Raw genomic sequence first — 24,168 nt, forward strand, 5'->3', positions numbered from 1 at the left:
GCAACGCAGGATCACTACAACGGCGGCGACAAGGTCACGTTGAATGGCGTGAATTACGTTGCCAACTGGTGGACCAACGCCAATCCGTCGACCAATAGCGGCCCGTCCGGCTCTGGCAAGGATTGGACTGTGCTTGGCAACTGTGGCGGCGCAACGCCGGTACCGACACCGGTTCCGACGGCTACCCCGACACCGAAGCCGACTGCAACGCCGACGCCTACCCCGGCTACGCCGACACCCGCTCCGACCGCAACCCCGGTGCCGACACCCACTCCGACGCCTGGCCCGACGCCGACTCCGTCCGCCCACAAGCTGGTCGGCTATCTGCACGCCAGCTTCGCCAACGGTTCCGGCTACATCAAGATGGCCAACGTGTCGGATGCGTGGGACGTGATCAACCTGTCGTTCGCCGAGCCGGATTCGCCTACCAACGCCTTGCTGCACTTCAACCGCTGCTCCGTCAGCGAGTGCCCGAGCGTGGAAAGCGATGCGGAGTTCCTCGCTGCCATCCAGGCCAAACAGGCCAAGGGCAAGAAGGTGCTGATCTCGATCGGCGGCGCGAACGGTGAAGTCCAGCTCACCACCACTGCCGCGCGCGATAACTTCGTCAACTCCGTGTCGGCCATCATCGACAAATGGGGCCTGAACGGTCTGGATATCGACTTCGAAGGTCACTCGCTGCAACTGAACGCCGGCGACAACGACGTAGCCAATCCGACCACGCCGGTGATCGTGAACCTGATCTCCGCGCTCAAGACGCTCAAGGCCAAGTACGGCAGCAACTTCATGCTGACCATGGCGCCGGAAACGTTCTTCGTGCAGCTGGGCTACAGCTTCTACGGCGGTAACTGCTCGGGTTGCGATACCCGTGCCGGGGCATACCTGCCGGTGATCTACGCACTGCGCAACGATCTGAACTGGCTGCAGGTGCAGGATTACAACTCCGGCTCGATCACCGGCCTGGATAACGCCTACCACTCGATGGGCACGGCGGACTTCCATGTCGCGATGACCGATATGACGCTGTCCGGCTTTGCGGTTGCCGGCAACAAGTTCGCCTTCCCGGCGCTGCGTCCGGATCAGGTCGTGATCGGCATCCCGGCCAATGCGTACGCAGGGAATGGCTACATCTCGGTAGCGACCATGGATACCGCGCTGGATTGCCTGATGAAGGGCACCAACTGCGGCACCTACAAGCCAGCCAAGACCTACCCGGGCCTGGGCGGTTTGATGACCTGGTCGATCAACTGGGATGCCTACAACAACAACGAATTTACCAACGGCTACAAGGCTTACTTCGGCCAGTAACCGACGGTAGCGGCCCATAGGGCTGGCAACGAACATGGCGGCAAACGGGTTTTCCGGCGGCTGCCATGTATTACTTCTGGATGGAGGACTACAACATGCAAAAAGCAAAACGAAACGCGCGCATCGCCGGCCTGATCGCAACGCTGGTATTTGCCGCCTCTGCCTACGCCGCTTACCCGGCCTGGCAGGCAGACGTGTATTACACCGCTGGCACCATCGTGTCCTACAACGGCCACGACTATAAGGCGCTGGTCAACCAGACCGACTACACCAGTACCGGTTGGAATCCGACCAACGCCAGCCTGTGGACCGATCTGGGCGCAAGCGCCGGCGGTGCTACACCGACGCCGGCTCCGACAGCGACACCGACCGCTACGCCGGCCCCGACTGCGACGCCGGTTCCTGTCACTGCGACGCCAGCCCCGACGCCGAAGCCGACCGCTACACCGACCCCGGCGCCGACTCCGGCCACCACCTGCTACGCAGCGTGGAGCGCCACGCAAGATCACTACAACGGCGGCGACAAGGTCACGTTGAATGGCGTGAATTACGTTGCCAACTGGTGGACCAACGCCAATCCGTCGACCAACAGCGGCCCGTCCGGCTCCGGCAAGGATTGGACGGTGCTCGGCAACTGTGGCGGCGCAACGCCTGTACCGACCCCGGTTCCGACGGCTACCCCGACACCGAAGCCGACCGCAACGCCGACACCTACCCCGGCTACGCCGACGCCAGCCCCGACGGCTACTCCGGTTCCGACCGCAACACCGGTTCCGACCCCGACGCCAACCGGCACCCCGTCGTCGCTGGCCAAGCACGCCCTGGTTGGCTACTGGCACAACTTCACCAACCCGAGCGGCAACACCTACCCGATCGCCCAAGTGACCGATGATTGGGACGTGATCGTCGTCTCCTTCGCCGACAACGCAGGCGGTGGTGCAGTGAGCTTCACGCTCGACCCGAATGCCGGCACCGAAGCGCAGTTCATTGCCGACATCAAGGCCAAGCAAGCGAAGGGCAAGAAGGTCGTGCTGTCGCTGGGCGGTCAGAACGGTTCGGTGACGCTGAACTCGTCGTCCGACGTGACCAACTTCGTCAACAGCCTGTACGGCATCATCACCAAGTACGGCTTCGACGGTATCGATCTAGATCTGGAAAGCGGCAGCGGCGTCTCGCTGGGCGCACCGATCATCAGCAACCTCGTCACCGCCGTGCAGCAGCTGAAGGCCAAGGTCGGCTCCAGCTTCTACCTGTCGATGGCGCCGGAATGGCCGTATGTCCAAGGTGGTTACACCTCCTACGGCAGCATCTGGGGTGCTTACCTGCCGATCATCGATGGTCTGCGTAACGACCTGACGATCATCCACGTCCAGTACTACAACAACGGTGGCCTCTACACCCCGTACGCCACCGGCGCGCTGCCGGAAGGCTCGGTGGACATGTTGGTTGGCGGCAGCAAGATGCTGATCGAAGGCTTCGGTCTGGCAGCGGGTGCTTCGGGCACGTTCGCCGGTCTGCGTCCGGATCAGGTGGCGTTCGGTGTGCCGTCCGGCCCAAGCTCGGCCAACTCCGGCTTCGTCACTTCGGCAACGGTCAACAACACGCTCGATTGCATGACCAAGCTGGTGAACTGCGGCACGATCAAGCCGAATCAGGCGTACCCGACCTTCCGTGGTGTGATGACCTGGTCGATCAACTGGGACAAGCACGATGGCTACAACTTCTCGGTGCCGGCCGCCGCGCACCTGAAGACACTGCCATAAGCGAGTCAGTAGCAGCAGGAGCAGCGCCGGTCATGCGGCAGGATGGCCGGCGCTGATTCAACCCTGTACAGTTCGATCTTGAAACCGGAGCGGTAACGCTCCGGTTTTTTTATTGCCTTTTTAGTTGCGGCAATCCTGATTTTCAGATTGATTGCGACCGGATTTGTCCGAATGAAACCTGCTGCTGATTTGATAAGTTTATATATTGTTTTGGCGTTATTTCGTTTGGGGTAAGTGAAGTATTTGGCGGGATTTCCCAAAGCGATTTGATTGCAGTGTTTTGGGCTGTGGTGACGTATTTTTTGTAATGAATTTACATAAAATTACGAATAAATCATGTACTTTCAGTGCATCCTTACTCCATGTGAACAATGCCTAATATTTGAAAATTAAACCTTGTTAATCAAGGTGTTGAGTGAATTTTTTCATCTGTTGACATCGCCGTTTTTTTATCTAGGATTGCGAGGTTTGCTTTCGGCGATGTGCATGTTTCTAGATGTGGTGGTTCGAATGCATTATTGCCGGGGCGAACCAACTGTATTGCAGCGCAATACAGTCAACGACGCATTGCGTTGAATTCCAAAAATAAGGAGATGGAGATGGTTCGCAAAAAACGCTGGGCCGGGCTATTGCTCGCGCTCATTGCAGCTGCTGCGGTTTATGCCGCACCAGCCTGGCAAGAAGGCAGTACCTATACCGCCGGTACCGTGGTCAGTTATAACGGCCACGATTACAAGGCGCTGCAAACCCATACCGCCTATGTTGGTGCCGGCTGGAATCCGGCCGCTACGCCAACCCTGTGGCAAGACCTCGGCGTGACCCCCGTCACGTCGCCCACCCCGACGGCGACGCCAACCACCGCGCCGACGCCCAAGCCAACTGCAACACCGGTTCCGACTGCAACCCCGGTTCCGACCGCAGCGCCAACGCCGAAGCCGACCGCGACGCCAGTCCCGACCGCGGCTCCCACACCGAAGCCCACCGCGACACCGACGCCCACGGCGACCCCGGTGCCGACCACCGCGCCAACTGCTACACCAGCCCCGACCACCACGCCAACCGTCGTCCCGACGCCAGTCGGCAGCTGCACGGCCTGGGCACCGGGTCTGTCCGTGATCGTTGGCCAAGCGGTCAGCTACAACGGCGTTTCCTACACTGCTCGCGCCGCACACACCACGCAGACTGGTTGGGAACCGCCCAACGTGCCAGCCCTGTGGGCAGTCGGTGGCCCATGCGGCTCGCCGACCCCGGTGCCTAGCGGCCCGACCCCGACGCCCGCACCGACCACCGGCTATTGCGCGCCGGATTGGGTCTCGACCAAGGTCTATGCCACTGGCGCCATCGTCGGCTACAAGGGCAACGCATACCAAGCCCTGGTCGACACGCACGCCATCGCCCCGGATGACACCGTCTACACCAACCAGTGGAAACAGGTTGGCGTGCCGGATGCCACGCTCTGCCCGGTCTCGATCCCGAACACGATCAACTACGGCACGGCGCAACCGGTATCCGGCAACCCGAACACCGGCGTCGTGCTTGCCGCTGGCAAGCTCTCGGCCACGCGGATTTCCAACACGCAATCCACGCTGACCGGCACCCGTGGGGGCATCAATCCGGCCACCGATCCGGGCGGCAACCATCCGGGCTTCGATTCGGATAGCGGCGCACGTGTTTCCAAACTGGCGCCGGGCACGTTGCCGTTGCAGCACAACGTCTACGAAGCCGACGCAGGGCAAGAGCGCGTGGCGTATCTGGGCGATTGGGCGATCTACGGCCGCCAGTTCGACTTCAGCAAGCTGCCGGCGAAGAACCTGGATCGTCTGGTGTATGGTTTTGCCGGTATCTGCTTCCCGGCCGCCAAGGGCACGCAAGCGCCGGGCTTCCCGACCACGGCTCCGGCCGCAGTGAACCGCACTTGCACGCAATCCAAGTTGCCGGATGGTGCGATGGCGATGGCTGATTTCGAGGCCGCGTTCCTGCGCAACCTCAATGGTGGCCAAACCGCCAAGATCACCGGCACCGAGAGCATGTACGAGATCGGCAAGGATGATGTCGGCGGCGTGTTCGGCGTGCTGTACAACCTGCGCAAAGCCAACCCGAACCTGCATCTGGATCTTTCCATCGGCGGCTGGACGCTGGGCGAGGGCTTCCCGTGGATGGCATCCGATACCACGCGCCGCAAAGCGTTCGTGGATTCGGTGGTCAGCTTCCTGCAACGCTATGACTTCGACGGCATCGACATCGACTGGGAATACCCGGCCACCGATGGTGCCGTGGTCGGCATGGCACGGCCGGATGATCCGCAGAACTATCTGCAGCTGTTGAAGGATCTGCGCGCCGGTATGGACTGGCTGACGGTGAAGACCGGCAAGAAGTACCGCCTGTCGTCCGCAATCCCCGCCACCAAGGGCCCGCTGGACAAGCTCGACTGGGCCAATATCAACCTGTACCTCGACCGCTTGTACGTGATGACCTATGACCTGACCGGGGCATGGGAACGCAACATCAGCCATCACACGCCGCTGTATATCAACCCGAATGCCAATGGCTCCTCCACCGGCACCTCGGCCAGCTCGACCATCGAGTACCTGCACAATCAATACGGTGTGCCGTACAACAAGCTGATGATCGGCGTGGCCAACTACCATCGTGCGAAAGCCATCATGCCGGGGGACATCAAGGAGTACACCAACGGCCTGAAGGGGGATTCGACGTTCGGTGATCCGAATGCGACCGGCACGGCCTTCATCCTCGCCATTGCGGGTGTGGGCAGCTGGGAAGCCGGCGTGGTGGAAGGGTATGACCTGTTCCAGAACTATCTGGACCGGGACATCAAGCCGCGCAACGGCTATCACCTGTACACCGACAAGACCACCAACGCGGACTTCATGGTGAACCCGATCGGCGCAACCGGCTGGTCGTTCATCACCACCGAAACGCCGCGCACCGCCGCACTCAAGGCGCAGTACGCGAAGGACAAGGGGCTGGGCGGGGTGTTCTTCTGGCAGATCGAGCAGGACAACGGCTACAACCTCAACGCGGTCAACTTCACGCTGGGGAACAAGCTGCTGACCGATACCGCCGATGGCAAACCGCAGGATCAGATTCCGACTTGCGGCGAGAACATCACGGCGGCGGATTGCCAGACGTTGATCAATAGCATCAAGTGATTGGGTTGGTTTGAATCGGGGCTAACTTCCTCCCCTCTCCCACTAGTGGGAGAGGGGACTGGTTCGTAGGGTGGGTTAGCAGCCTGGCTGCGTAACCCACGCGGGGCACCGGTTCACCCGCAGCAACCATTCACATGCAACAGCAGTCACGGCCCGTCCTGTTTGAGAAAGCAGGGCGGGCCGTTCTGTTTCTGCCGCAAGCAATACGCAAGCTATTTCGAGTACATCGGTCACCCAAGCTGAGTGCTATATAAAAAAACAGCACTCTCCCGATGAGCAGGCCATGGCCGAGTTCGATCCGCAAACCCTCAAGCTGACGCTCAAAATCGTCTACTACGGCCCGTCGCTGTCCGGCAAGACGACCAATCTGTTGAGCCTGCACGAGCAACTGCTGACGCCAAGCAAGGGGCAACTCATGGTGCTGGAAACGCAAAACGATCGGACCCTGTTCTTCGATCTGTTTCCGCTGGGTTTTCGCGCGCCGTCCGGCTTGTTGATCAAGTTCAAGATCTACACCGTGCCGGGGCAGGTGGCGCACGACAGCACGCGCAAGGCGGTGCTGTCGCGCACCGATGGTGTGGTGTTCGTGGCCGATTCGCGCAAGACGCAGACGGTCAACAATGGCGAATCGTTCGAGAACCTGGCCGACAACGCCGCCCGTGTCGGGCTGGATTTCCAGCATCTGCCGCTGGTGGTGCAATTCAACAAACGCGATTTGCCCGATGTGCTGTCCGAGACGGAAATCCACGACCGCTGGGCGACCGCACCGTGGCCGCTGACCTTTGCCAGCGCCTTGCAAGGGCAGGGCGTGATTGAGACGTTCAGCGTTTTGCTCGCGCAACTCTTCCCCCGGCTGGATGCGGAGTTTGCCCTGCAGGCCGACCACGGGCTGGATAGCGACCAATTCATCGCCGGCGCGGTCGGGAGCGCAGCATGAACGAGCGCGACAACCTGCCGCTGCCCGACTTCGACCGCGAAGTGCCGCTGGCCGAGCAGCTGACCAAGATCGACCGGGCCAGCCTGCAAGCAGCGCTGCGCGAGTTGATCGGGCCGTTCCGCTTGGTCGACAACGGCGGTGAGGTGGTACTGGAAAGCGACCAACCGTCGCCGGCTGCGAGCACTGTCGACATCACATTCGAAATCGACCCGCAAGGCCGCCTGAGCGCGGATTGCCCGCCACCCGCCCTGCAAGCGGCGGCGCGGCTGGTCGAGGCCATCCTGCTGGCCAATCATCGTTACCGCATGGCGGCGGAGCTGCATCTGGCGGTGGCCGAGAGCGATTACGAGGCGTTGCGCATCAAGCACACCGAGCTGGCGACGTCGGAACAGCGCTACCGTGCGCTGGCGACCAATCTGGAGCTGCGGGTGAAGGAGCAGGTCGACATCATCGAGAAGCACCAGCGGCAGATTTATCAGGCCGAAAAGCTCGCCTCGGTCGGGCAGCTCGCGGCCGGTGTCGCGCATGAGATCAACAATCCGATCGGCTTCGTGCGCGGCAACCTGAATACCGCCGCTGATTACGTCGCGCAGTTGCAGGAGTTCGGTCGGTTTTTGCAAGAATGGGCCGTCAAAGCAGACGCGTCCCCGGCCCTGTTGGCGCACTGGCAAAAGCTTGATCTGGATTACGCGCTGGAAGATTTCACGCCGCTGCTGAGGGAGTCGATTACCGGGGTGGATCGGGTGGCGCGCATCGTCTCGGCATTGCGTGATTTTTCGCAGATCGACCAAGTCGAGACCAACAAGCTGGATGTGACGGCGTCGATCCGTGCGGCGGTGGATATCGTGCATAAGCAGCCGGGCGCGGTGGTCGAGATCGATGTCGATATCGCGCCAAATTTACCGATGCTGCGTGGCTCGTCGGCACGGCTCAATCTGTTGCTGCTGAATCTGCTGGATAACGCCAAACAGGCCATATCGCCAGAGGGCCGGATTGCCGTGACGGCCAGTGCGGATGCGGGGGCATTGCAACTGAACGTGACCGATACCGGCTGCGGCATTGCGCCCGAAGTGCTGCCACGCGTGTTCGAGCCCTTCTTTACCACGCGCCAGGTCGGTGCCGGCGCCGGGCTGGGCCTGACCGTCAGCCGCGATATCGTCCGGGCGCTTGGCGGCGAAATCGCTGTTCACAGCGAACTCGGCAAAGGCACGGAAGTGGCAATGCGCTTTCCCTTGCCGCAGGAGGACGCATGAGCGGCTTCGCCTCCTTCTTCACCGGCACGCCAACCACGCCGGATGACACGCACGGCATTGCGAAGGAAGCGACGCATTACCGCCTGCTGCTGGTGGACGACGAGCGCAATGTGCTCACCTCGCTCAAGCGCGTGTTCCGGCAGGAAAGCTACGAAATCGACACCGCTGCCGACGGTGACGAAGCGCTCGCCTTGCTGCAACAACAGCGCTATCACGTGATGGTCTCGGATTTCATGATGCCGAAGATGAATGGCGCGGAGCTGCTCAAGGCGGCGCGGCAAGTGCAGCCGGACACCATCCGCATCATGCTGACCGGCCACGCCGACACCCAGGCGGTGATGGGGGCGATCAAGGAAGGTGCGGTCTACAAGTTCATCCTCAAACCGTGGAATGACGACGATCTGCGCGTCACCATCGGTCTGGCGATCGAGCAATACGAGCTGGTGCAGCGCAACCGCAAGCTGCAAGAGGAAAACCGCCAGAAAACCAGCGAAATCGCCGCCTTGGCGCGCATTACCGGTGGCAAGCGCAGCCAGCTCGGCATCATGCTGCAAAAGCGCAACCTGATCAGCGCCATGCAATTGCAGGAGCTGCACCGCCTGCAGGAAACCCGCCGCGAGCCCTTCATCAAACTGCTGCTGGAACGGGACTGGGTGGGCGAAGCGCAGCTGCGCGATCTCTTCATCAAGGAATTGCTGGTCGAGGAAGTGCAGCTGGCCGAATTCGTGGTGGATCAAGCCGTCGCCACGCTGATTCCGCGCAGCTTCTGTTTCAAGCATCTGGTGTTGCCGCTCAAGCTGACCGGCAAGCAATTGCTGCTGGCGATGGCAGACCCGGCGGATCGGAGTCTGGTCGAGGAAATGCGCTTCGTCGCCGAGCTGGATGTACTGCCGGTGTATGCGCCGTCGTCCGCCGTCCAGAAAAAACTGGCCGAGGTCTATCCCGGCGAGCAGGCGATGTCGATCGATGAGCTGGTCACGGTGGTGGGCAGCGATGACCCGAGCGAGGGCATCGAAGTCGTCATCGAGGAAGACGAACAAACCAGCCTGGAAGAGCTGCTGACCGCCACCGACGAGCCGCCGACCATCCGCCTCGTCAACGCCATCTTGCTGGAGGCGGTGCGGCTGGGGGCCAGCGATATCCACGTCCACCCGAATGCCAAGAATGTGTCGGTGCGCTATCGCATCGATGGTGTGCTGATCGAGAAGATCAAGATTCCGGTGCAATTGCTGATGGCGCTGGTATCGCGGCTCAAGATCATGGCCGAGCTGGATATCTCCGAACGCCGCCGCCCGCAGGACGGGCGCATCACGGTGAAGTCGCCGCTGCGCATCGTCGACGTGCGTATCTCGACGCTGCCGACCATCAATGGCGAAAAAATCGTCATGCGGCTGCTGGATCGCAACGCTGTCGTGCACAACCTCGACGATCTGGGCTTCTCGCCGCGCCACCGCGCCCAGATGGAAACGCTGACCGAAAAGCCGCAAGGCATCATCCTCACCACCGGCCCGACCGGCAGCGGCAAGACCACCACCCAGTATTCCCTGCTGCAGCACAACGCCACGCCGGGCAAGAACTACGTCACCATCGAAGACCCGGTCGAGTACTACCTCGACATGGCCGGGCAGGTGCTGATCAAGGAAAAGATCGGCCTCACCTTCCCGGTGGTGCTGCGCGCCATTCTGCGGCAAGACCCGGACGTGATCTTGCTCGGCGAAATCCGCGATTTCGAAACGGCGGAAGTCGCCTTCCACGCCGCCATGACCGGCCACCTGGTCTATTCCACATTGCATACCAATTCGGCGCTGGCGACGCTATCCCGCCTGCTCGACCTCGGCCTCAAGCCCTACGTACTGGCCGCCGCGCTGGAGGGCATCATTGCTCAGCGACTGGTGCGCCGCATCTGCGAGCACTGCCGCATGCCGTACCAGCCCGATCCCGCCGTCCTGGCCAAGCTCGGGCCGCTGTTCTGCAACCAGACGCTGGAATTCTTCAAGGGCAAGGGCTGCCACCACTGCCACGAATCCGGCTACAAGGGCCGCGCCGGCATCTATGACGTGCTGATCCCCAATTCCGAAATGCGCAACATGATCTCCGGCGGCGCCAGCCTGATGCAGCTGGATGAGTTCTCGCAACGCCTCGGCTCGTCGGGCCTGATCGTCGATGCGTGCGAGAAGGTGAGGGCGGGGGTGACGACGGTGGAGGAGATTCTGCGGGTGCTGGGGCCGCAGGAGATCACGTGAGCGCATACAGAAAAAATGCTTTCCGGCGATAATCGCGCTTTGCCGGAGCCGCCATGCCCCCCTCGTCCCATCCAAACATCCAGACCGACGTCGATCTCAGCCGCCTCAACACCTTGGGGCTGACCGCCCGTGCCAGCCATTTCACCGCGATCACCGCGCTCGCTGATTTGCAGGCGGTGCAAAACGATGCCGCATTGCGCTCGCTGCCGTGGCATGTACTCGGCGGCGGCAGCAATCTGGTGCTACCCGCCGTGGTGCAAGGGTTGACGCTCAAGGTCGAAGCGCCCGGTCGGCGTCTGGTGGGTGAGGACGAACATGCTGTCTACGTTGCGGCCGGTGGTGGCGAGACGTGGCATGACTTTGTGCAATGGACCTTGGCGCAAGGCTGGGGCGGGCTGGAAAATCTATCGCTGATCCCCGGTACGGTCGGCGCAGCACCGATCCAGAACATCGGCGCGTATGGCGTCGAAGTGAAAGACACGCTGTTCGAGCTGACCGCGTGGCATCTGCAAACCGGCGAAAAGCGCGTCTTCAGCAACGCCGAATGTCGTTTCGCCTATCGCGATAGCCTGTTCAAACGCGAAGAAGCCGGCCGCTGGCTGATCGCGGAAGTCATGTTCCGCCTGCCCAAACGCCCAACGCTGCACACCGAATATGGCGAGATCGATAGCGAGCTGGCCGCCGCGCTACTGCCGCGTACCCCCGGCGGCATCGCGCAAGCCGTGATCAACGTCCGCCGCCGCAAATTGCCCGACCCGGCGGTGATCGGCAATGCTGGCAGCTTCTTCAAGAACCCCATCGTCTCGTTGGCTGTGCGCGAGGCGTTGTTTGCTGAATATCCGAAGCTGGTTTCTTATCCGGTCGATGGTGGCGCGTACAAACTGGCGGCGGGCTGGTTGATCGATCAAGCCGGCTGGAAGGGCAAGCAACTCGGGCCGGTTGGCATGTACGAGAAGCAAGCATTGGTGCTGGTGAACCACGGCGGCGCGGTGCAGGCCGATGTGGCCGCGCTGACGGCGGCGGTGCAGGCAGATGTGCGGACGAAATTTGGCGTGGTGTTGGAGCCTGAGCCGGTTTGGTGGTGAGGGGCCTCGACCGCATCGTGGTTTTCTCCCCTCGCCTATCCCGTGCAAGGCTTTGGCCTTGTTCAGGGAAAGTGGGAGAGGGGCGGACCACGGGCTGCGCACTTGCAAGCACCCTCTCCCTAACCCTCTCCCATAAATGTGAGAGGGGACTGGTCATCAATCTTTGCTAACGATTCACCATCGTACGTTTACGTGGCGTCTCCGCTGCAGTGGCCGACCGATTGCTCGCCAAACTCCCCACCAGCTGATTCGTCTCCCGCAACCGTTCCGCCAGCATCAATGCCAGATTGCGGTACAGCTTCGGCTGCAGTGCCGGAATCCCGACCATGTGCCCGCGTTCAAACTGCAAGAGGCGCACCTCCGTCAGCGCCAGCACGCTAGCCGAGCGTTCGCCGAAATCGAGCAGCGCCAGCTCCCCAAAGGTATCGCCCGCCTCCAGCACCGCCAGCTGCACCTGCTGGCCGCCGGTCAGGCGCTGAACCGACAGCGTGCCCGCCACCACGATATACATTGACCGCCCGGGTTCTCCCTCACGGACCACGCAATGGCCGGCTGGCTGCGTTTCCGGCCGGCAATGGCCGACGAATTCGCCAACCTCGTCGATGGAAAAATCGCGCAGCAACGCAACGCGGGTGCGCAGGCGGAGCAGGAGGTCGTCGCTGAACATGGTGGAGTCGGTCGGGAAGGGGTAACTGCTTCTGTTATAGCCCGCTGTACGCCTTGAACCCATCGCGCCAGCAGCGGCGGAACCTATCAGCGTTGTTGATCGGTTGTCATAAATCCAATGTGCTTACTCCACGTTGACGATTTGGTTGCTGCGTAAGCAGCATGGCCGTTTTGTTGATTCACAGCGGGGCCAAGATGGGGTGGAAATACGACGAAGACGACATCACCCGGCGCAAAATCCGGCACGACGAAATGTCTGCTGGAGTTTGCTGGGGAGTGCCATTTGCCAAGCGCAAATCGGCAGCAGAAATCGAAGCGGAGGCTTGGGCCGAATTGCCCTCGGTGGCCGAGCGGCTGGCCCAGCAGATGGCGGAAGTGATCGCGGAGCGCACCCCGACGGCGGAAGACATTCGCGCAATCCAGTCGCTCGGCCCACGCGATATCAAAGTGCCGTTTCACACGCTGTTCCCGGCGCCACGATTCGGGCCCGGTGAAAACGGCGGACCGTTTCAATCCGGGCTGGGGCGGTCGGTGGACGAGATTGTCGCCAAGTCGCCGACTTTGCAGCGGCAGATGGCGGAGCTGCAAGCCCAAGACTGGCGAATTGACTTCCATGCCGGCCCGGGTTCAGTGACCGATACGGTGAATCAGCGAATTTTGATTCAACGATCGCTTCAACCCGATTCCCGAGCCGTAGCCCAAGTACTAGCTCACGAGTTGGGGCATGCCTCTTACCCCGCACATATTGACCGTACCTCGACCGAATCCTGCATGCAGAGCTACCTCGACAACGAAGGACTCGCTACGCTGAACAACCTTCGAGCACGAAGGGAAATCCTGCGTAACGATGGGCCGGATATCGGTATAGCTGGCAGCCAAACCGCTCGATACGAGGCTGAATTCGATGAGTACGAACGGTCCGGCGACATGAATCAAGCTGCACGCCAGATTGGTCGTATTTTTGCGAATGGTGAGCAGACATCGAATTCGGGAGCGCTTTATGGCGATTACTATCGCGCCGTTTGCCCGTAAACGAGCCTCTTCGTTTGCCTGCAATTTGGCATTCACTCTGTCGATCTTTGTCTTTACAGACGCTTTTGCCGACGAGGAGTACACCATGAAGTACGAAAAGCTATGGAATTGGGTAAGCCAACTTGAGCAAGCGTCCACGCAAGGTGTAGAGGCGGTACGAGCCATGGTTCCCGTTCACTTGCGTGTGCAGAGCCGGAATACACGCAGAACGTTCTATCAAAGTGACGCGCACTTTCAACTGGATGGTGCGGTGACGGTTACCGAGGTGTTTGTGCGAGGGGCCACTGATCACCCGGAAGAGCGGCAAATGATCACTGTTGAATTGGAAGGATGCGTGCAACGCGATGAGGTCGATGGGCGTTTCCCGGGCATGGAGCTAGTGCAAGTTCCACCGCCTGGCGCAGAAAATGCCCAATGGTATTTCGGATTGCCACGGGAAGACGGTCGAGGGCTGTATTTCGGCTTTCTGACAAGGTCGCCTACCGAATGTTTGCGCCGAATCATCATTCGAGAGGCCTATTAAAGCGAATGCTTACGCATTGTGGCGAACTGGCTGCCCGATTCTTGGTTCCTGTATTCACCCCCGCTTTCGCTGGATCAGAAAGCGAATTAGCGCACGAAAAACCATGGGATTGGGTGAGCCAATTAGAGCCGGCATCCACGCAAGGTATCGAAGCAGTAGGTGCCGTGATACTTGCAAAACCTGGTACGACAGTGTGCGGGATCGCTGCGCCGCGATGCCGGACGTGGGGCACCCCGTCTGTCATACCCGGAACTGCTCTGCCGTTTGCCGCAACGCTCCGGCGAGTTGGTTGAGTTCTTGCGAGACGCGGGCGGTTTCCTTTGAGGCGTGGGTGTTGCCCTCGCTCATGCGGGCGATGGTTTCCACCCGGCCGGCGATATCGTGCGCCACGGCGGTCTGCTCGCCCAGCGCGGTGGAAATCTCGCTGATCGAATGGGCGACTTGATCGGCGCTGCCGAGGATTTCTTCCACATGACCGGCCGCGCCATCCGATAGCTGCTTGCCGGCCGCCACGCGCGTGGTCACCGAATCCATGCCGGTGATCGCGTTGCGTGCCGAATCCTGCATCACCGCGACCATCTGCGAAATTTCACTGGCGGAGCGCGTGGTGCGTTCGGCCAGCTTGCGCACTTCGTCCGCCACCACAGCGAAACCGCGGCCCTGCTCACCGGCCCGCGCCGCTTCGATGGCGGCGTTGAGCGCCAGCAGGTTGGTCTGATCGGCCACGTCCTTGATCACTTGCACGATGGTCGAGATGGTGGCCGATTGCTGGCCCAGCTCGTCGATCCGCTGGCCGGCTTGCTGTACGGTGACTTCGATCTGATCCATTTCGCGATTGGTTTGCGAAATCACCCCCGCGCCGGAGCGGGCGGCGGTGCCGGCGTTGCGTGCCCGCGCCAGCGCATCCTGGGTGGACGAACTGATGAGGTTGATGGAAACCGTCATCTGCTCGATGGCCGCCGCCATGGAACCCGCCGATTCGCTCTGGCTGACCGAGGCATCGGACACCCGCTCCGCTACGTCGGAGGCTTGGCGGGCGGCTTCGGAGACCTGATTGGCGTTGTGCAGCACCTGGCGCAACGACGCCTGCATTTTTTCCAGCAGCCGGTTGAACGCATCCGCCGTCTGGCCGGCCTCGTCGCGGCTGGATACGGCGGCGCGGATGGTGAAGTCATTGTCCTGCGCGACGGCGACGATGGCATTGCGCATGCGGCCGAGCGAGGTCACGATGCCGCGCGCAATCAGCGTGCTCAGCAACAACAGCACGATGACCGCCGCGCCGAGACTGGCCAGGATGAAGCGAATGGCCAGTCGCTGCGCATCCGCGCCTTCCTGTCGGGCGGCGTCGGTGGCCTTGGCATTGGCGGCGACGAGCTTGTTCAGCGTGTCCTGCAGGCCCGGCACGACATACACCCACGATGCGTTGTAGGTGTCGTATTGCTCGAACAACTCGGCCTGTTTGGCGCTATCGGTGTTGTCGGCCAGCTGGCCGATGATGCCGGTGGTCTGCTCGGCGTAGCCGTGCCAGTTCTTGAAGATCTTCGAGAATTGCGCCCAGGCGGCGGCTTCGTCGCTGGAGAGCGGGAGCTTGCCGTACGCAGTCAGCGCCGTCGTCAGTTCCTGATCGGTTTTGACGACCCGCTCATGGATATTCTTGAAGCGCGCCTGTTGCCATTGCTGGGTGCGCCACAGGGCGGCTTCCAGGCTTGCCGCGCGCAGGGTGGCGGTGCGACTGCGGATATCGGAAAGCAGATTGGCGGTCGGGAGTTTTTCCTCCCCGAGCAAGCGCAAGGCGCTTTCCACCTTGCCGACGCCAATCCAGCCGCCGGCTGCGACCAGCACGAGCATCAGGATGGCGAACAGCGTCAACAAGGTCAGTCTGGTTTTGATGCTGAGATGATGCATGGTGGCCCTTGGCTCTGTTGACATTGGTTTCACGACTGCGTTTGGGGTAGCTCGGGATGGATTGCAAGGCGCAAAGCGCGCCGTGGTACGAGTACCACAAGCGGTTTGTAACGCGGCAAGGCACCCGAGATACCCCAAACCCGAAGGGCTGGGCCGGAAAAAGGCCATTCACGTTGTTGCGCTCCTCGGAAATAACTGGTTATTGCCATCGTCGCGCGCCTAGTGTCTGGCCTTTTTCCGGCCCAGCGCAGCCGCGAAACCAATGTCAACAGAGCCTGAGCGTACTCCGGTAGGCCCGCGCCGATGTCGGCGGAGGGTGACGGAAAGGGGCCGGATGCGTCGGCCGGCGGGCTGCCTTTGGATGGGAGCGGCGCTGGCACGGCGCGCAACATGCAGTGCTGGAACACCGCCGCGCCCTGTTCTGGCCCACCTTCTTGGCGCAAATGGTGCATCGGGGGCGGTGGCTATGCACATGGCGGTTTTAGCTGAGAATCTGCACATTTGTATTGCGCAGTCCGCACCAGTGCTGACTGGTAGGGATCAATCAGCCGGCGAGGGCGGCCAGCAACTTCCCATGCACGCCGCCAAATCCGCCATTGCTCATGACCAGCACCTGATCGCCCGGCTTGGCTGCTGCCGTTACCGCGGCGACGAGCGCATCCAGATCGTTGAAGCTTTGCGCCTTATCGCCCAGCGGTGCCAGTGCGTCGGCCGGATTCCAGCCGAGGTTGTGGCCATAGCAGAACGTCAGATCGGCGTCCTTCAGCGAGCCGGGCAGGGCGTCTTTCATGGTGCCGAGCTTCATGGTGTTGGAGCGTGGCTCCAGCACGGCGAAGATGCGCGCGGCGCCGACTTTCTTGCGCAAACCGGCCAAGGTGGTGGCGATGGCGGTCGGGTGGTGGGCAAAGTCGTCGTAGACGGTGACGCCGCCGGCGGTGCCTTTGATTTCCATGCGGCGCTTCACGTTCTTGAAGCGGCCGAGTGCTTCGACGGCGAGCGGCGGTGCAACGCCAATATGGCGGGCGGCGGCAATGGCGGCCAGCGCGTTCAGGGCGTTGTGTTCGCCGATCAGCTCCCATTGCAGGCGGCCTTGCGGCTCGCCCTTGAACAGCACGTCGAAACCGTCCGGGTAATGCGCGCCGATCGACCAGCCACCTTCGCAGCCGAAACGCTCGAAACCCGTCCAGCAGCCACGCTTCAACACATGATCGATGCTTTCCTCACGGCCGTTGACGATCAACAGACCGTTGCCGGGAACCGTGCGCACCAGATGGTGGAATTGGGTTTCGATGGCGGCGAGGTCGGCAAAGATGTCGGCGTGATCGAATTCGAGGTTGTTGAGGATGGCTGTACGCGGCCGGTAGTGGACGAATTTGCTGCGTTTGTCGAAGAAAGCGGTGTCGTATTCATCGGCTTCGATGACGAAGAACGGCGAGGTGGAGTTGGCATCTTGCGTCGGCGTCCCCGGCAGCCGGGCCGAGACGCCGAAGTTCTCCGGTACGCCGCCAACCAGAAAGCCGGGGGCGAGGCCGGCGTCTTCCAGAATCCACGCCAGCATGCTGGTGGTGGTGGTCTTGCCGTGGGTGCCGGCCACGGCCAGAACCCATTTGTCGGCCAGGATGTGATCGCGCAGCCATTCCGGGCCGCTGGTGTAGGGCAGGCCACGGTTGAGGATTTCCTCCATCAGCGGGTTGCCACGCGTTACTACGTTGCCGACGACGAACAGATCGGGTTTGAGTTCAAGCTGGCTCACGTCCCAACCGTCGATCAGTTCGATGCCGAGCGCTTCGAGCTGGTCGGACATCGGCGGGTAGACGCCGGCATCGCAGCCGGTAACAGTGTGGCCGGCCGCGCGCGCCAACGCTGCGATCCCGCCCATGAAGGTGCCGCAAATGCCGAGAATGTGGATATGCATGAAGAAAAATCCGAAAAAACCCTGATGGATGAACGGCTTGTAACTGTTCCGAAACAGTTGGCGAAGCAGGCCGGCTTGCGTAGAATCGGCCGGCCTTTTTTATTCCTAAGCACTTCTATCTAGATCATGTCGACGACGCAACCGGTCAACCCGGTCGAAGTAGCCCGGATTGCCCTCAAGCGCCTTGCCGAGCGCGGCTTGCCGCCCACGCCAGAAAATTACGCGCAATTCTACAACGCGATCGTCACGATCAAATCGCCCGAAACCAAAAACAGCGACGAGCTTCAGCATGCGTGGCAAATCCTGGTGAAGCTCGATGACGTGGTGAGCGACGCGCAGGAAACCACTCAAGAGCTGATCACCGCGCTCAGCGAAGGCGGCGAGAAGATGAACGGCAGCCTGGGTGCGTTGCACGATACGCGGCAGGCGCATGTGGATCGCCGCATGACAGTGGAAGAGGCCCACTCCGTGCTGGAAGGCCTGCTGACCGAGTTGATCGATTCCACCAGTTCCATTCATGGCGCGGTGTCTGCGTCCAGCGGCGATCTGAGTTCGATTCGGGATGCGGTCAAGCATATCGAGGAAGACCTCGCCTTCAATCGCAAGATGCTGGAGCAAGATGCGTTGACCGGCGCGCTCAACCGGCAAGGTTTCGATCACGTGCTGGCGCGGGAAGTGAAGCGGGCGCTGCGGCATGAACAGAAGCTTTCCGTGGTGCTGTTCGATCTGGACGATTTCAAGTTGATCAACGATCGCTATGGTCATCTGACCGGTGATCAGGTGCTGATCCACGTTACGAACCTCGCCAAGGCGGTGCTGCGCGAATCGGATCTGCTGGTGCGTTACGGCGGTGAGGAATTCCTGCTGCTGCTGCCGGAAACCGACGTCAACGGCGCACGCTATGTGGTCGACCGCATGCGCACCGTCGCACACCGCACGCCGTTCCTGCACAAGAACCAGCGCGTCGATGTCAATTTCTCGTCCGGCATTGCCGAGCTGAAAGCTGATGAAAACGGCCGGGCACTGGTGTTGCGGGCCGATGAGGCGCTCTACCGCGCCAAGCACAGCGGCCGTGGCCGGATTGAAATCGCGACCTGATTTGTTTTGGCGTTGCCGTGATCGAAAAGGCCGGATTAGCCCGGCCTTTTTATCGCGCTGTACTTTCAAAGATCGAACGAATAACGCACATAAACCATGTCCGCGCCGGGGTTCGGCTTCTTGAGGCCGGCGTTGGAGTAATGGAAGAAATTCAGGCTCAACTCATTGGTGCCAAAGCGGCAGCCGGCACCGATGCGGCTGGCGAACTGCCAGTGCGTGGTCAGATTCCAATGCGTACCCCAGCGCGTTTCAGATAAGGCCCCCACGCCCACGCCGCCATCAATGAAGGGCGAACAGCCTTTGAGGTCGGCCTTGTACTGGTAATGCAGGATGGGGGCGGCTTCCACACTCCAGACCGGCCCGACGTGGGTGCGGTTGTAGGTCACGCCGGCTTCGGCGCGGGTCTGCAATACGCCGGTATCCGTATCGAACCACTGCCAGGGCAGATTCCAGCCGGCGTCTACTTGCACCGTATCCGGGAATCCGACCGCGTTTGGCCGGGTCAGCCGGCCCACGGATAGGTTCAGTCGATCCACCGCGGCGCAGAATGGGGCGACGAGCGTGCTGGCTAACGTCAAAACAGCGATGGTATTTCGCATGGAGAGCGTCTCCTGTTCGAGTTATGCGCATTGCTTGGCGTTTCGGGCTGTTCTTGTGCGTGAATCCCCATCTGTTCCCATCTTGCTGACAAGGGGGATAGCGCGCCGTTACCGCCTTCTGCGTAAGAAGATGTAAGAGTTGCCGTCGTCATTCCCAAGAGCGGGGCCTACCGTTATCCTTGTCAGGTTTTGTCTCATGCTCGCGGGCCTTTCAACATGCACACCGCCGATTTCGTCCAGTGGTTTCGTCAAGCTGCGCCGTATATCCACGCGTTTCGCGGCCGGACATTCGTGATTGCGCTGGGCGGCGAGGTGGTGCGTGAAGGCAAATTCGCGACCCTCACGCACGACATCAACCTCCTTACCAGCCTAGGCGTAAGATTGGTCGTCGTCCACGGCGCGCGACCGCAGATTGACGCACGGATGGCTGAGCGCGGCCTGACGCCGGAATATCATCGCGGCGTGCGGCTGACCGACCTCTCCACGCTCGAATGCGTGATTCAGGCCGCCGGCCACGTGCGGGTGGAAATCGAATCCTGGTTGTCGATGGGGCTGGCCAATTCGCCGATGGCCAATGCCGATATCCGCGTCTCGGCCGGCAACTTCATTACCGCGCAGCCGATGGGCGTGCGCGATGGCATCGATCTGCAATACACCGGCGAGGTGCGCAAGGTCGATACCACGGCGATCAACTACCGTCTGGACGATGGCGAGCTGGTGCTGCTGTCCACGCTGGGCTACTCCCCGACCGGCGAAGTATTCAACGTAACGCTCGAAGACGTGGCGACCAGCGCCGCCATCGCCCTCAAGGCAGACAAATTGCTGTTCCTGTTCGGCCACGACGGCGTGGTGGACGAAAACGGCGAGCTGCAAACCGAACTCACCGCGCAAGAAGCGCAGCAATTCCTCGACGCCCATCCGCAAGCCAACGAAGACATCCGCCTCTACGTACCCTGTGCGATCCGCGCGGTGCGCCGGGGCGTGGCGCGGGCGCACTTGATCACCCATCACGTCGATGGTTCGTTGCTGATGGAGCTGTTCACCCGCGACGGGATCGGCACCATGATCTCGCGCGAGCCGCTGGAAACCTTGCGCCAGGCCACTATCGACGACATCGGCGGCATGCTGGCGCTGATCGAGCCGCTGGAAGATGCCGGCGTGCTGGTCAAACGCGGCCGCGAATTGCTGGAGCGCGAAATCAATCGTTACGCCGTGCTGGAGCACGATGGCAAGATCATCGGCTGTGTGGCGATCCAGCCGTTTGGCGATAGCGGCATGGCCGAGCTGGCCTGCCTCGTGGTCGACCCCGATTACCGTGATGAAGATCGTGGCGCGCAGTTGCTGCGTCATGTGGAGCAGCAGGCGCGCAGCCTTGGTTTGCGGCAGTTGTTTGCGCTCACGACCCGTACCAGCCACTGGTTTGTCGAGCGCGGTTTCGCGCAGGGCACCGTGGACGAATTACCGATTGAAAAAAAGCGGCTCTACAATTACCAAAGACGTTCCAAAGTATTTATAAAAGCGCTCTAAGCGGCGCGAACAAAACCCTGCTGGCTGTGTTGCGCTCACTTGCCGTACTTAATCGTACTGTCTGTGTTTCGCTCGCCTTGCCAGCACCGCTGCGCCGGGTTTTTTTCGCGCCTCTGAGTCGCTCCAAATCTCACGGAGATGAGCCCTGCCCACCATGCGGTTCCCCCTTCCGGCTTTCCTGGTCCCGGTGTCATTACGCGGGCGCTTGCTGCTTTTGGGTGGTTGCTTGCAGCTGCTGGTGCTGGCATTGGTGCTCCTCAACACCAACCGCCTCTGGCAAGAGTCGGCCAACCATAGCGCCGAGGCACGCGCCCAGCAGCTTTCCCGTCTGTTTTCCACCGCACTCACCGCGCCGATGGCGGCCAACGATTACGCCAGAGCGGGTGATCTGCTCGATCGTCTGCGCGTGCCGGAAGGCATCGAATACATGGCATTGCGCGATGCCAAGGGCCATGTCGTCATCGCGCGGGGGTGGGATGTCGGCCAGCCGTTGCCGCAAGCCTCGGTATTGAAAGCAGGCACGCTGCCGGCATTGATGCATGTGGCTGCGCCCATCGAGCAGGGTGGTGAATACCTGGGTGAGCTGCGTTTTGGCCTCTCCACGCAGGATGAACAAAGCGGGCTGTCGCAATTGCTGGTTCAGAATGCGCTGATCCTGATCGTCGGCGAGCTGCTGGCGGCGCTGCTGGTGGTGGGTTTGGGCTGGCGTTTGGGCCAACACATGGTGGCGTTGATCGACCGGATCGAGCGGGCGGCATCGCGCCGTTTCGAAGTCCCCGTTCCGCAGATATCCGGTCAGGATGAAGTCGCCCGGCTATCGCGCCGTTTGGCCGTCATGGGCGACGCGGTGCACACCCAGTTCATTTCCATTGCCGACAGTGAACGCAAATTCCGCGCCATTGCCGACAGCAGCCCGAACGCTGAACTCTGGCTCAACCCGGATGGCCGGCTGATCTGGGCCAATGCCACGGTCACGCGCCTGACGGGCTACACCGCCAACGCCTGCATGTTGCTCGGAGATTTCCCGCTCTCGCTGGCCTTGCCTGAAGAGCGCACCCGCTTTGCCGATACCCTCTCGCGTGCCGTGGCAGAGCGCACCGCGATTCAGGATTTCGAATTCCGTGCCGTGCGGCGCGATGGCAGCTTGTTCTGGGCCGCGGTTGATTGGCAACCGATCTACGCCGACAGCGAATACCAGGGCTTGCGCCTGAGCCTGCGCGACAACACCGAACACAAGGATGATCGGCTGACGCTGCGCAAAGCGGTGATCGAACTGCGGCAGATTCAGTCGCTCGGCCAGAGCTACCTGCAACGTGCCGAAAGCGAACGTGCACGCCTCTCCGCGCTCTTGTCGGCCATGCGCTTTGGCGTGCTGTTCGTCGATAACGACAACCGTGTCCTGTTTCACAACCCGGCGTTCTCCATGCTGTGGGGCTTGGCGCCGACGGCGTTGCTGGCTGGCAAACCGATCGGCCAGGTGCTGCAGCAGGCGGAAAACCGGCCCGCCATCGGCGACATCATCGGCCACTACCTCGAAGAAACCGCCCTGACCGAAGAGCGCCTCGACTACGGCGAGCTGACGATGGAAGACGGCCGCGTGATCACCCAGCAGCGCTATCAGGTGATCGACCCGCAAGGCATGCCCAACGGCAAGATGTGGTTGTACGAGGACGTCACCCAGCAGCGCCAGATCGCGGAACGCATGATCAACCTTGCCGAGCGCGACGCACTGACCGGCCTCTATAACCGTCACCGCTTCCAGCAGGAGCTGGAACGGATGGTGTCCGAAGCCGACCGGCGCGACGGCACGATGGCGCTGGTGTTCTTCGATCTGGACGAATTCAAGTATGTGAACGACACCTTCGGTCACGGTGTCGGCGACGATCTGCTGAAAAGCATCGGCCGCGAGATCGGCACGCAAGTGCGTCGGCATGAAGTGCTGTCGCGGCTGGGTGGCGATGAGTTCGCCATTCTGGTGCCCGATTGCAACGAATTCGAAGTCGGCAAGCTGGCCGATCGCATCGTCAGCAACATCGCGCAGTTACAGTTCTCGGTCGATGGCCACGTGATCAAGCCGTCCAGCTCGGTCGGCGTCGCCATGTTCCCGCAACACGCCAACACCGCCGCCGAACTGGTCGCCCATGCCGATGCCGCCATGTATCAGGCCAAGGCGGCGGGTAAATCGACCTGGCGCGTCTATCGCGCCGATGCCGATCCATCCAAGAGCGCGATCACCCGCTTGTCGTGGAAGGACCGCATCACCGAAGCGCTGGAAGAGGACGGCTTCGAGCTGTACTTCCAAGGCATCTACGACGCCCGCACCCGCGAACTGGAACACCTCGAAGCGCTGCTGCGGATGAAAGACGTCAACAATCCCGGCAACATGATCCTGCCGAGCCATTTCATTCCCGCAGCGGAAAAGACCGGCAAGATCATCGAGCTGGATCGCTGGGTGATCCGGCGCTGCATCAAGCTGCTGGCGGAAAAGCCCTGGGCGCCGTCGATTGCCGTCAACATTTCCGGCCGCTCGTTCGACGAGCCCGGCATGCCCGAATACATCGCCAACCTGCTGCGCGAGCATCGGGTCGACCCGAAGCGACTGCTGGTCGAGCTGACTGAAACCGCCGCTGTCTCCGATTTGCGCGATGCCCAGCGCTTCATCGATGCCCTGCGCGATACCGGCTGCGTGGTCTGTCTGGACGACTTCGGCAACGGCTTCGCCTCGTTCGCCTACCTCAAGCAACTGAAGGCTGACGTGCTCAAGATCGACGGCTTCTTCATCAAGGACTTGCCGAGCGACCGCGACAGCCAGGTGTTCGTGCGCGGCATGGTCAGCATGGCGCATGACATGGGCAAGACCACCATCGCCGAATTCGTCGAAGACGAAACCATCCTCAACATGCTGGTGGAAATCGGCATCGACCTGGTGCAAGGCTACTACCTCGACCGGCCGACGCCCGATCACCCTGGTCTGTTGGCCGCAGCTTGAGTGCTTGCCGCTGGAACCTCCACCCCTTGAACCCCAGAGGACAGAGGTTCACAGAGAAAGGCATCGTCTTATGTAGGAGCGAGCTTGCTCGCGATGGCAACGGTGGATCGCTCGACGTCGCTATCGCGAGCAAGCTCGCTCCTACAAAAACCTCG

At 61.4% G+C, this 24,168-nt stretch carries 16 protein-coding genes; 12 read left to right on the plus strand and 4 right to left on the minus strand.

The annotated features are described in order from the left end of the window. The 7 genes from BR41_RS15720 to murB form a co-directional block, all read left to right on the plus strand. On the plus strand, positions 1-1,308 hold a 1,308-nt coding region (locus BR41_RS15720; RefSeq protein WP_084187264.1), incomplete at its 5' end, for a glycosyl hydrolase family 18 protein. Positions 1,309-1,403: 95 nt separating this feature from the next. Continuing rightward, entirely contained in the window at positions 1,404-3,071 is a 1,668-nt protein-coding gene (locus BR41_RS23700) for a chitinase (RefSeq protein WP_084187288.1), read from the plus strand. 599 nt (positions 3,072-3,670) lie between these two features. Further along, a complete protein-coding gene (locus BR41_RS15735; RefSeq protein ID WP_084187266.1) occupies positions 3,671-6,241 on the plus strand; it encodes a glycosyl hydrolase family 18 protein in 2,571 nt (856 codons plus the stop codon). Positions 6,242-6,524: 283 nt separating this feature from the next. Beyond that, positions 6,525-7,178, plus strand: a complete 654-nt coding sequence (locus tag BR41_RS15740; protein ID WP_035058775.1) for a GTP-binding protein — start codon at positions 6,525-6,527, stop codon at positions 7,176-7,178. Next, positions 7,175-8,431 (plus strand): sensor histidine kinase, encoded by a 1,257-nt coding sequence (locus BR41_RS15745; protein WP_051711115.1) that lies wholly within the window; start codon positions 7,175-7,177, stop codon positions 8,429-8,431. Before BR41_RS15740 ends, BR41_RS15745 begins: the two co-directional genes overlap by 4 nt. Then, positions 8,428-10,674, plus strand: coding sequence for an ATPase, T2SS/T4P/T4SS family (locus tag BR41_RS15750; RefSeq protein ID WP_035058778.1), 2,247 nt, complete (start codon positions 8,428-8,430; stop codon positions 10,672-10,674). The genes BR41_RS15745 and BR41_RS15750 overlap by 4 nt, the downstream gene beginning before the upstream one ends. Positions 10,675-10,727: 53 nt before the next feature. Beyond that, positions 10,728-11,759 (plus strand): UDP-N-acetylmuramate dehydrogenase, encoded by a 1,032-nt coding sequence (murB, locus tag BR41_RS15755; protein ID WP_035058781.1) that lies wholly within the window; start codon positions 10,728-10,730, stop codon positions 11,757-11,759. A 166-nt stretch (positions 11,760-11,925) separates the two neighbouring features. Here the strand turns inward: murB and BR41_RS23095 are convergent, their stop codons facing one another. After that, positions 11,926-12,426 carry a cyclic nucleotide-binding domain-containing protein gene (locus tag BR41_RS23095; protein WP_051711118.1) on the minus strand — a complete coding sequence of 167 codons (501 nt, stop codon included), beginning with the start codon at positions 12,424-12,426 and terminating at the stop codon, positions 11,926-11,928. 161 nt (positions 12,427-12,587) lie between these two features. Between BR41_RS23095 and BR41_RS23100 the strand changes: the two genes are divergently transcribed. Both BR41_RS23100 and BR41_RS15770 read left to right on the plus strand, forming a co-directional pair. Continuing rightward, on the plus strand, positions 12,588-13,457 hold the full coding sequence (locus BR41_RS23100) for a hypothetical protein (RefSeq protein WP_051711121.1): 870 nt from the start codon (positions 12,588-12,590) through the stop codon (positions 13,455-13,457). Further along, positions 13,426-13,980: a hypothetical protein gene (locus BR41_RS15770; protein WP_035058784.1), complete on the plus strand. Its 555-nt coding sequence runs from the start codon at positions 13,426-13,428 to the stop codon at positions 13,978-13,980. Before BR41_RS23100 ends, BR41_RS15770 begins: the two co-directional genes overlap by 32 nt. 240 nt (positions 13,981-14,220) lie before the next feature. On the opposite strand, the gene BR41_RS23105 is transcribed toward BR41_RS15770, so the two are convergent. After that, on the minus strand, positions 14,221-15,885 hold the full coding sequence (locus tag BR41_RS23105; RefSeq protein WP_051711122.1) for a methyl-accepting chemotaxis protein: 1,665 nt from the start codon (positions 15,883-15,885) through the stop codon (positions 14,221-14,223). A gap of 544 nt (positions 15,886-16,429) precedes the next feature. Next, positions 16,430-17,800 carry a UDP-N-acetylmuramate:L-alanyl-gamma-D-glutamyl-meso-diaminopimelate ligase gene (gene mpl, locus BR41_RS15780; protein ID WP_035058786.1) on the minus strand — a complete coding sequence of 457 codons (1,371 nt, stop codon included), beginning with the start codon at positions 17,798-17,800 and terminating at the stop codon, positions 16,430-16,432. Positions 17,801-17,926: 126 nt separating this feature from the next. On the opposite strand from mpl, the gene BR41_RS23110 reads away from it, so the two are divergent. Further along, positions 17,927-18,898 carry a GGDEF domain-containing protein gene (locus BR41_RS23110; protein ID WP_051711124.1) on the plus strand — a complete coding sequence of 324 codons (972 nt, stop codon included), beginning with the start codon at positions 17,927-17,929 and terminating at the stop codon, positions 18,896-18,898. Positions 18,899-18,963: 65 nt separating this feature from the next. Here the strand turns inward: BR41_RS23110 and BR41_RS23115 are convergent, their stop codons facing one another. Beyond that, a complete protein-coding gene (locus BR41_RS23115) occupies positions 18,964-19,497 on the minus strand; it encodes an acyloxyacyl hydrolase (RefSeq protein ID WP_051711127.1) in 534 nt (177 codons plus the stop codon). 216 nt (positions 19,498-19,713) lie between these two features. Between BR41_RS23115 and argA the strand changes: the two genes are divergently transcribed. Together argA and BR41_RS15800 are read left to right on the plus strand one after the other, a co-directional pair. Next, positions 19,714-21,024: an amino-acid N-acetyltransferase gene (gene argA, locus BR41_RS15795; protein ID WP_035058788.1), complete on the plus strand. Its 1,311-nt coding sequence runs from the start codon at positions 19,714-19,716 to the stop codon at positions 21,022-21,024. A 154-nt stretch (positions 21,025-21,178) separates the two neighbouring features. Next, positions 21,179-24,013, plus strand: a complete 2,835-nt coding sequence (locus BR41_RS15800; protein WP_035058790.1) for an EAL domain-containing protein — start codon at positions 21,179-21,181, stop codon at positions 24,011-24,013. Positions 24,014-24,168: the final 155 nt, after the last annotated feature.

The organism is Andreprevotia chitinilytica DSM 18519 (genome assembly GCF_000711875.1).
GTDB lineage: Bacteria > Pseudomonadota > Gammaproteobacteria > Burkholderiales > Chitinibacteraceae > Andreprevotia > Andreprevotia chitinilytica.

Excerpts from the sequence above, each read along its gene's own strand:
- BR41_RS23115 (WP_051711127.1), bottom strand. The coding sequence starts at position 19,497 with ATGCGAAATACCATCGCTGTTTTGACGTTAGCCAGCACGCTCGTCGCC.
- BR41_RS15745 (WP_051711115.1), top strand. The coding sequence starts at position 7,175 with ATGAACGAGCGCGACAACCTGCCGCTGCCCGACTTCGACCGCGAAGTG.
- argA (WP_035058788.1), top strand. The coding sequence starts at position 19,714 with ATGCACACCGCCGATTTCGTCCAGTGGTTTCGTCAAGCTGCGCCGTAT.
- BR41_RS15770 (WP_035058784.1), top strand. The coding sequence starts at position 13,426 with ATGGCGATTACTATCGCGCCGTTTGCCCGTAAACGAGCCTCTTCGTTT.
- murB (WP_035058781.1), top strand. The coding sequence starts at position 10,728 with ATGCCCCCCTCGTCCCATCCAAACATCCAGACCGACGTCGATCTCAGC.
- BR41_RS15750 (WP_035058778.1), top strand. The coding sequence starts at position 8,428 with ATGAGCGGCTTCGCCTCCTTCTTCACCGGCACGCCAACCACGCCGGAT.
- BR41_RS23110 (WP_051711124.1), top strand. The coding sequence starts at position 17,927 with ATGTCGACGACGCAACCGGTCAACCCGGTCGAAGTAGCCCGGATTGCC.
- BR41_RS15740 (WP_035058775.1), top strand. The coding sequence starts at position 6,525 with ATGGCCGAGTTCGATCCGCAAACCCTCAAGCTGACGCTCAAAATCGTC.
- BR41_RS23095 (WP_051711118.1), bottom strand. The coding sequence starts at position 12,426 with ATGTTCAGCGACGACCTCCTGCTCCGCCTGCGCACCCGCGTTGCGTTG.
- BR41_RS23100 (WP_051711121.1), top strand. The coding sequence starts at position 12,588 with ATGGCCGTTTTGTTGATTCACAGCGGGGCCAAGATGGGGTGGAAATAC.
- BR41_RS15735 (WP_084187266.1), top strand. The coding sequence starts at position 3,671 with ATGGTTCGCAAAAAACGCTGGGCCGGGCTATTGCTCGCGCTCATTGCA.
- BR41_RS15800 (WP_035058790.1), top strand. The coding sequence starts at position 21,179 with ATGCGGTTCCCCCTTCCGGCTTTCCTGGTCCCGGTGTCATTACGCGGG.
- BR41_RS23700 (WP_084187288.1), top strand. The coding sequence starts at position 1,404 with ATGCAAAAAGCAAAACGAAACGCGCGCATCGCCGGCCTGATCGCAACG.
- BR41_RS23105 (WP_051711122.1), bottom strand. The coding sequence starts at position 15,885 with ATGCATCATCTCAGCATCAAAACCAGACTGACCTTGTTGACGCTGTTC.
- mpl (WP_035058786.1), bottom strand. The coding sequence starts at position 17,800 with ATGCATATCCACATTCTCGGCATTTGCGGCACCTTCATGGGCGGGATC.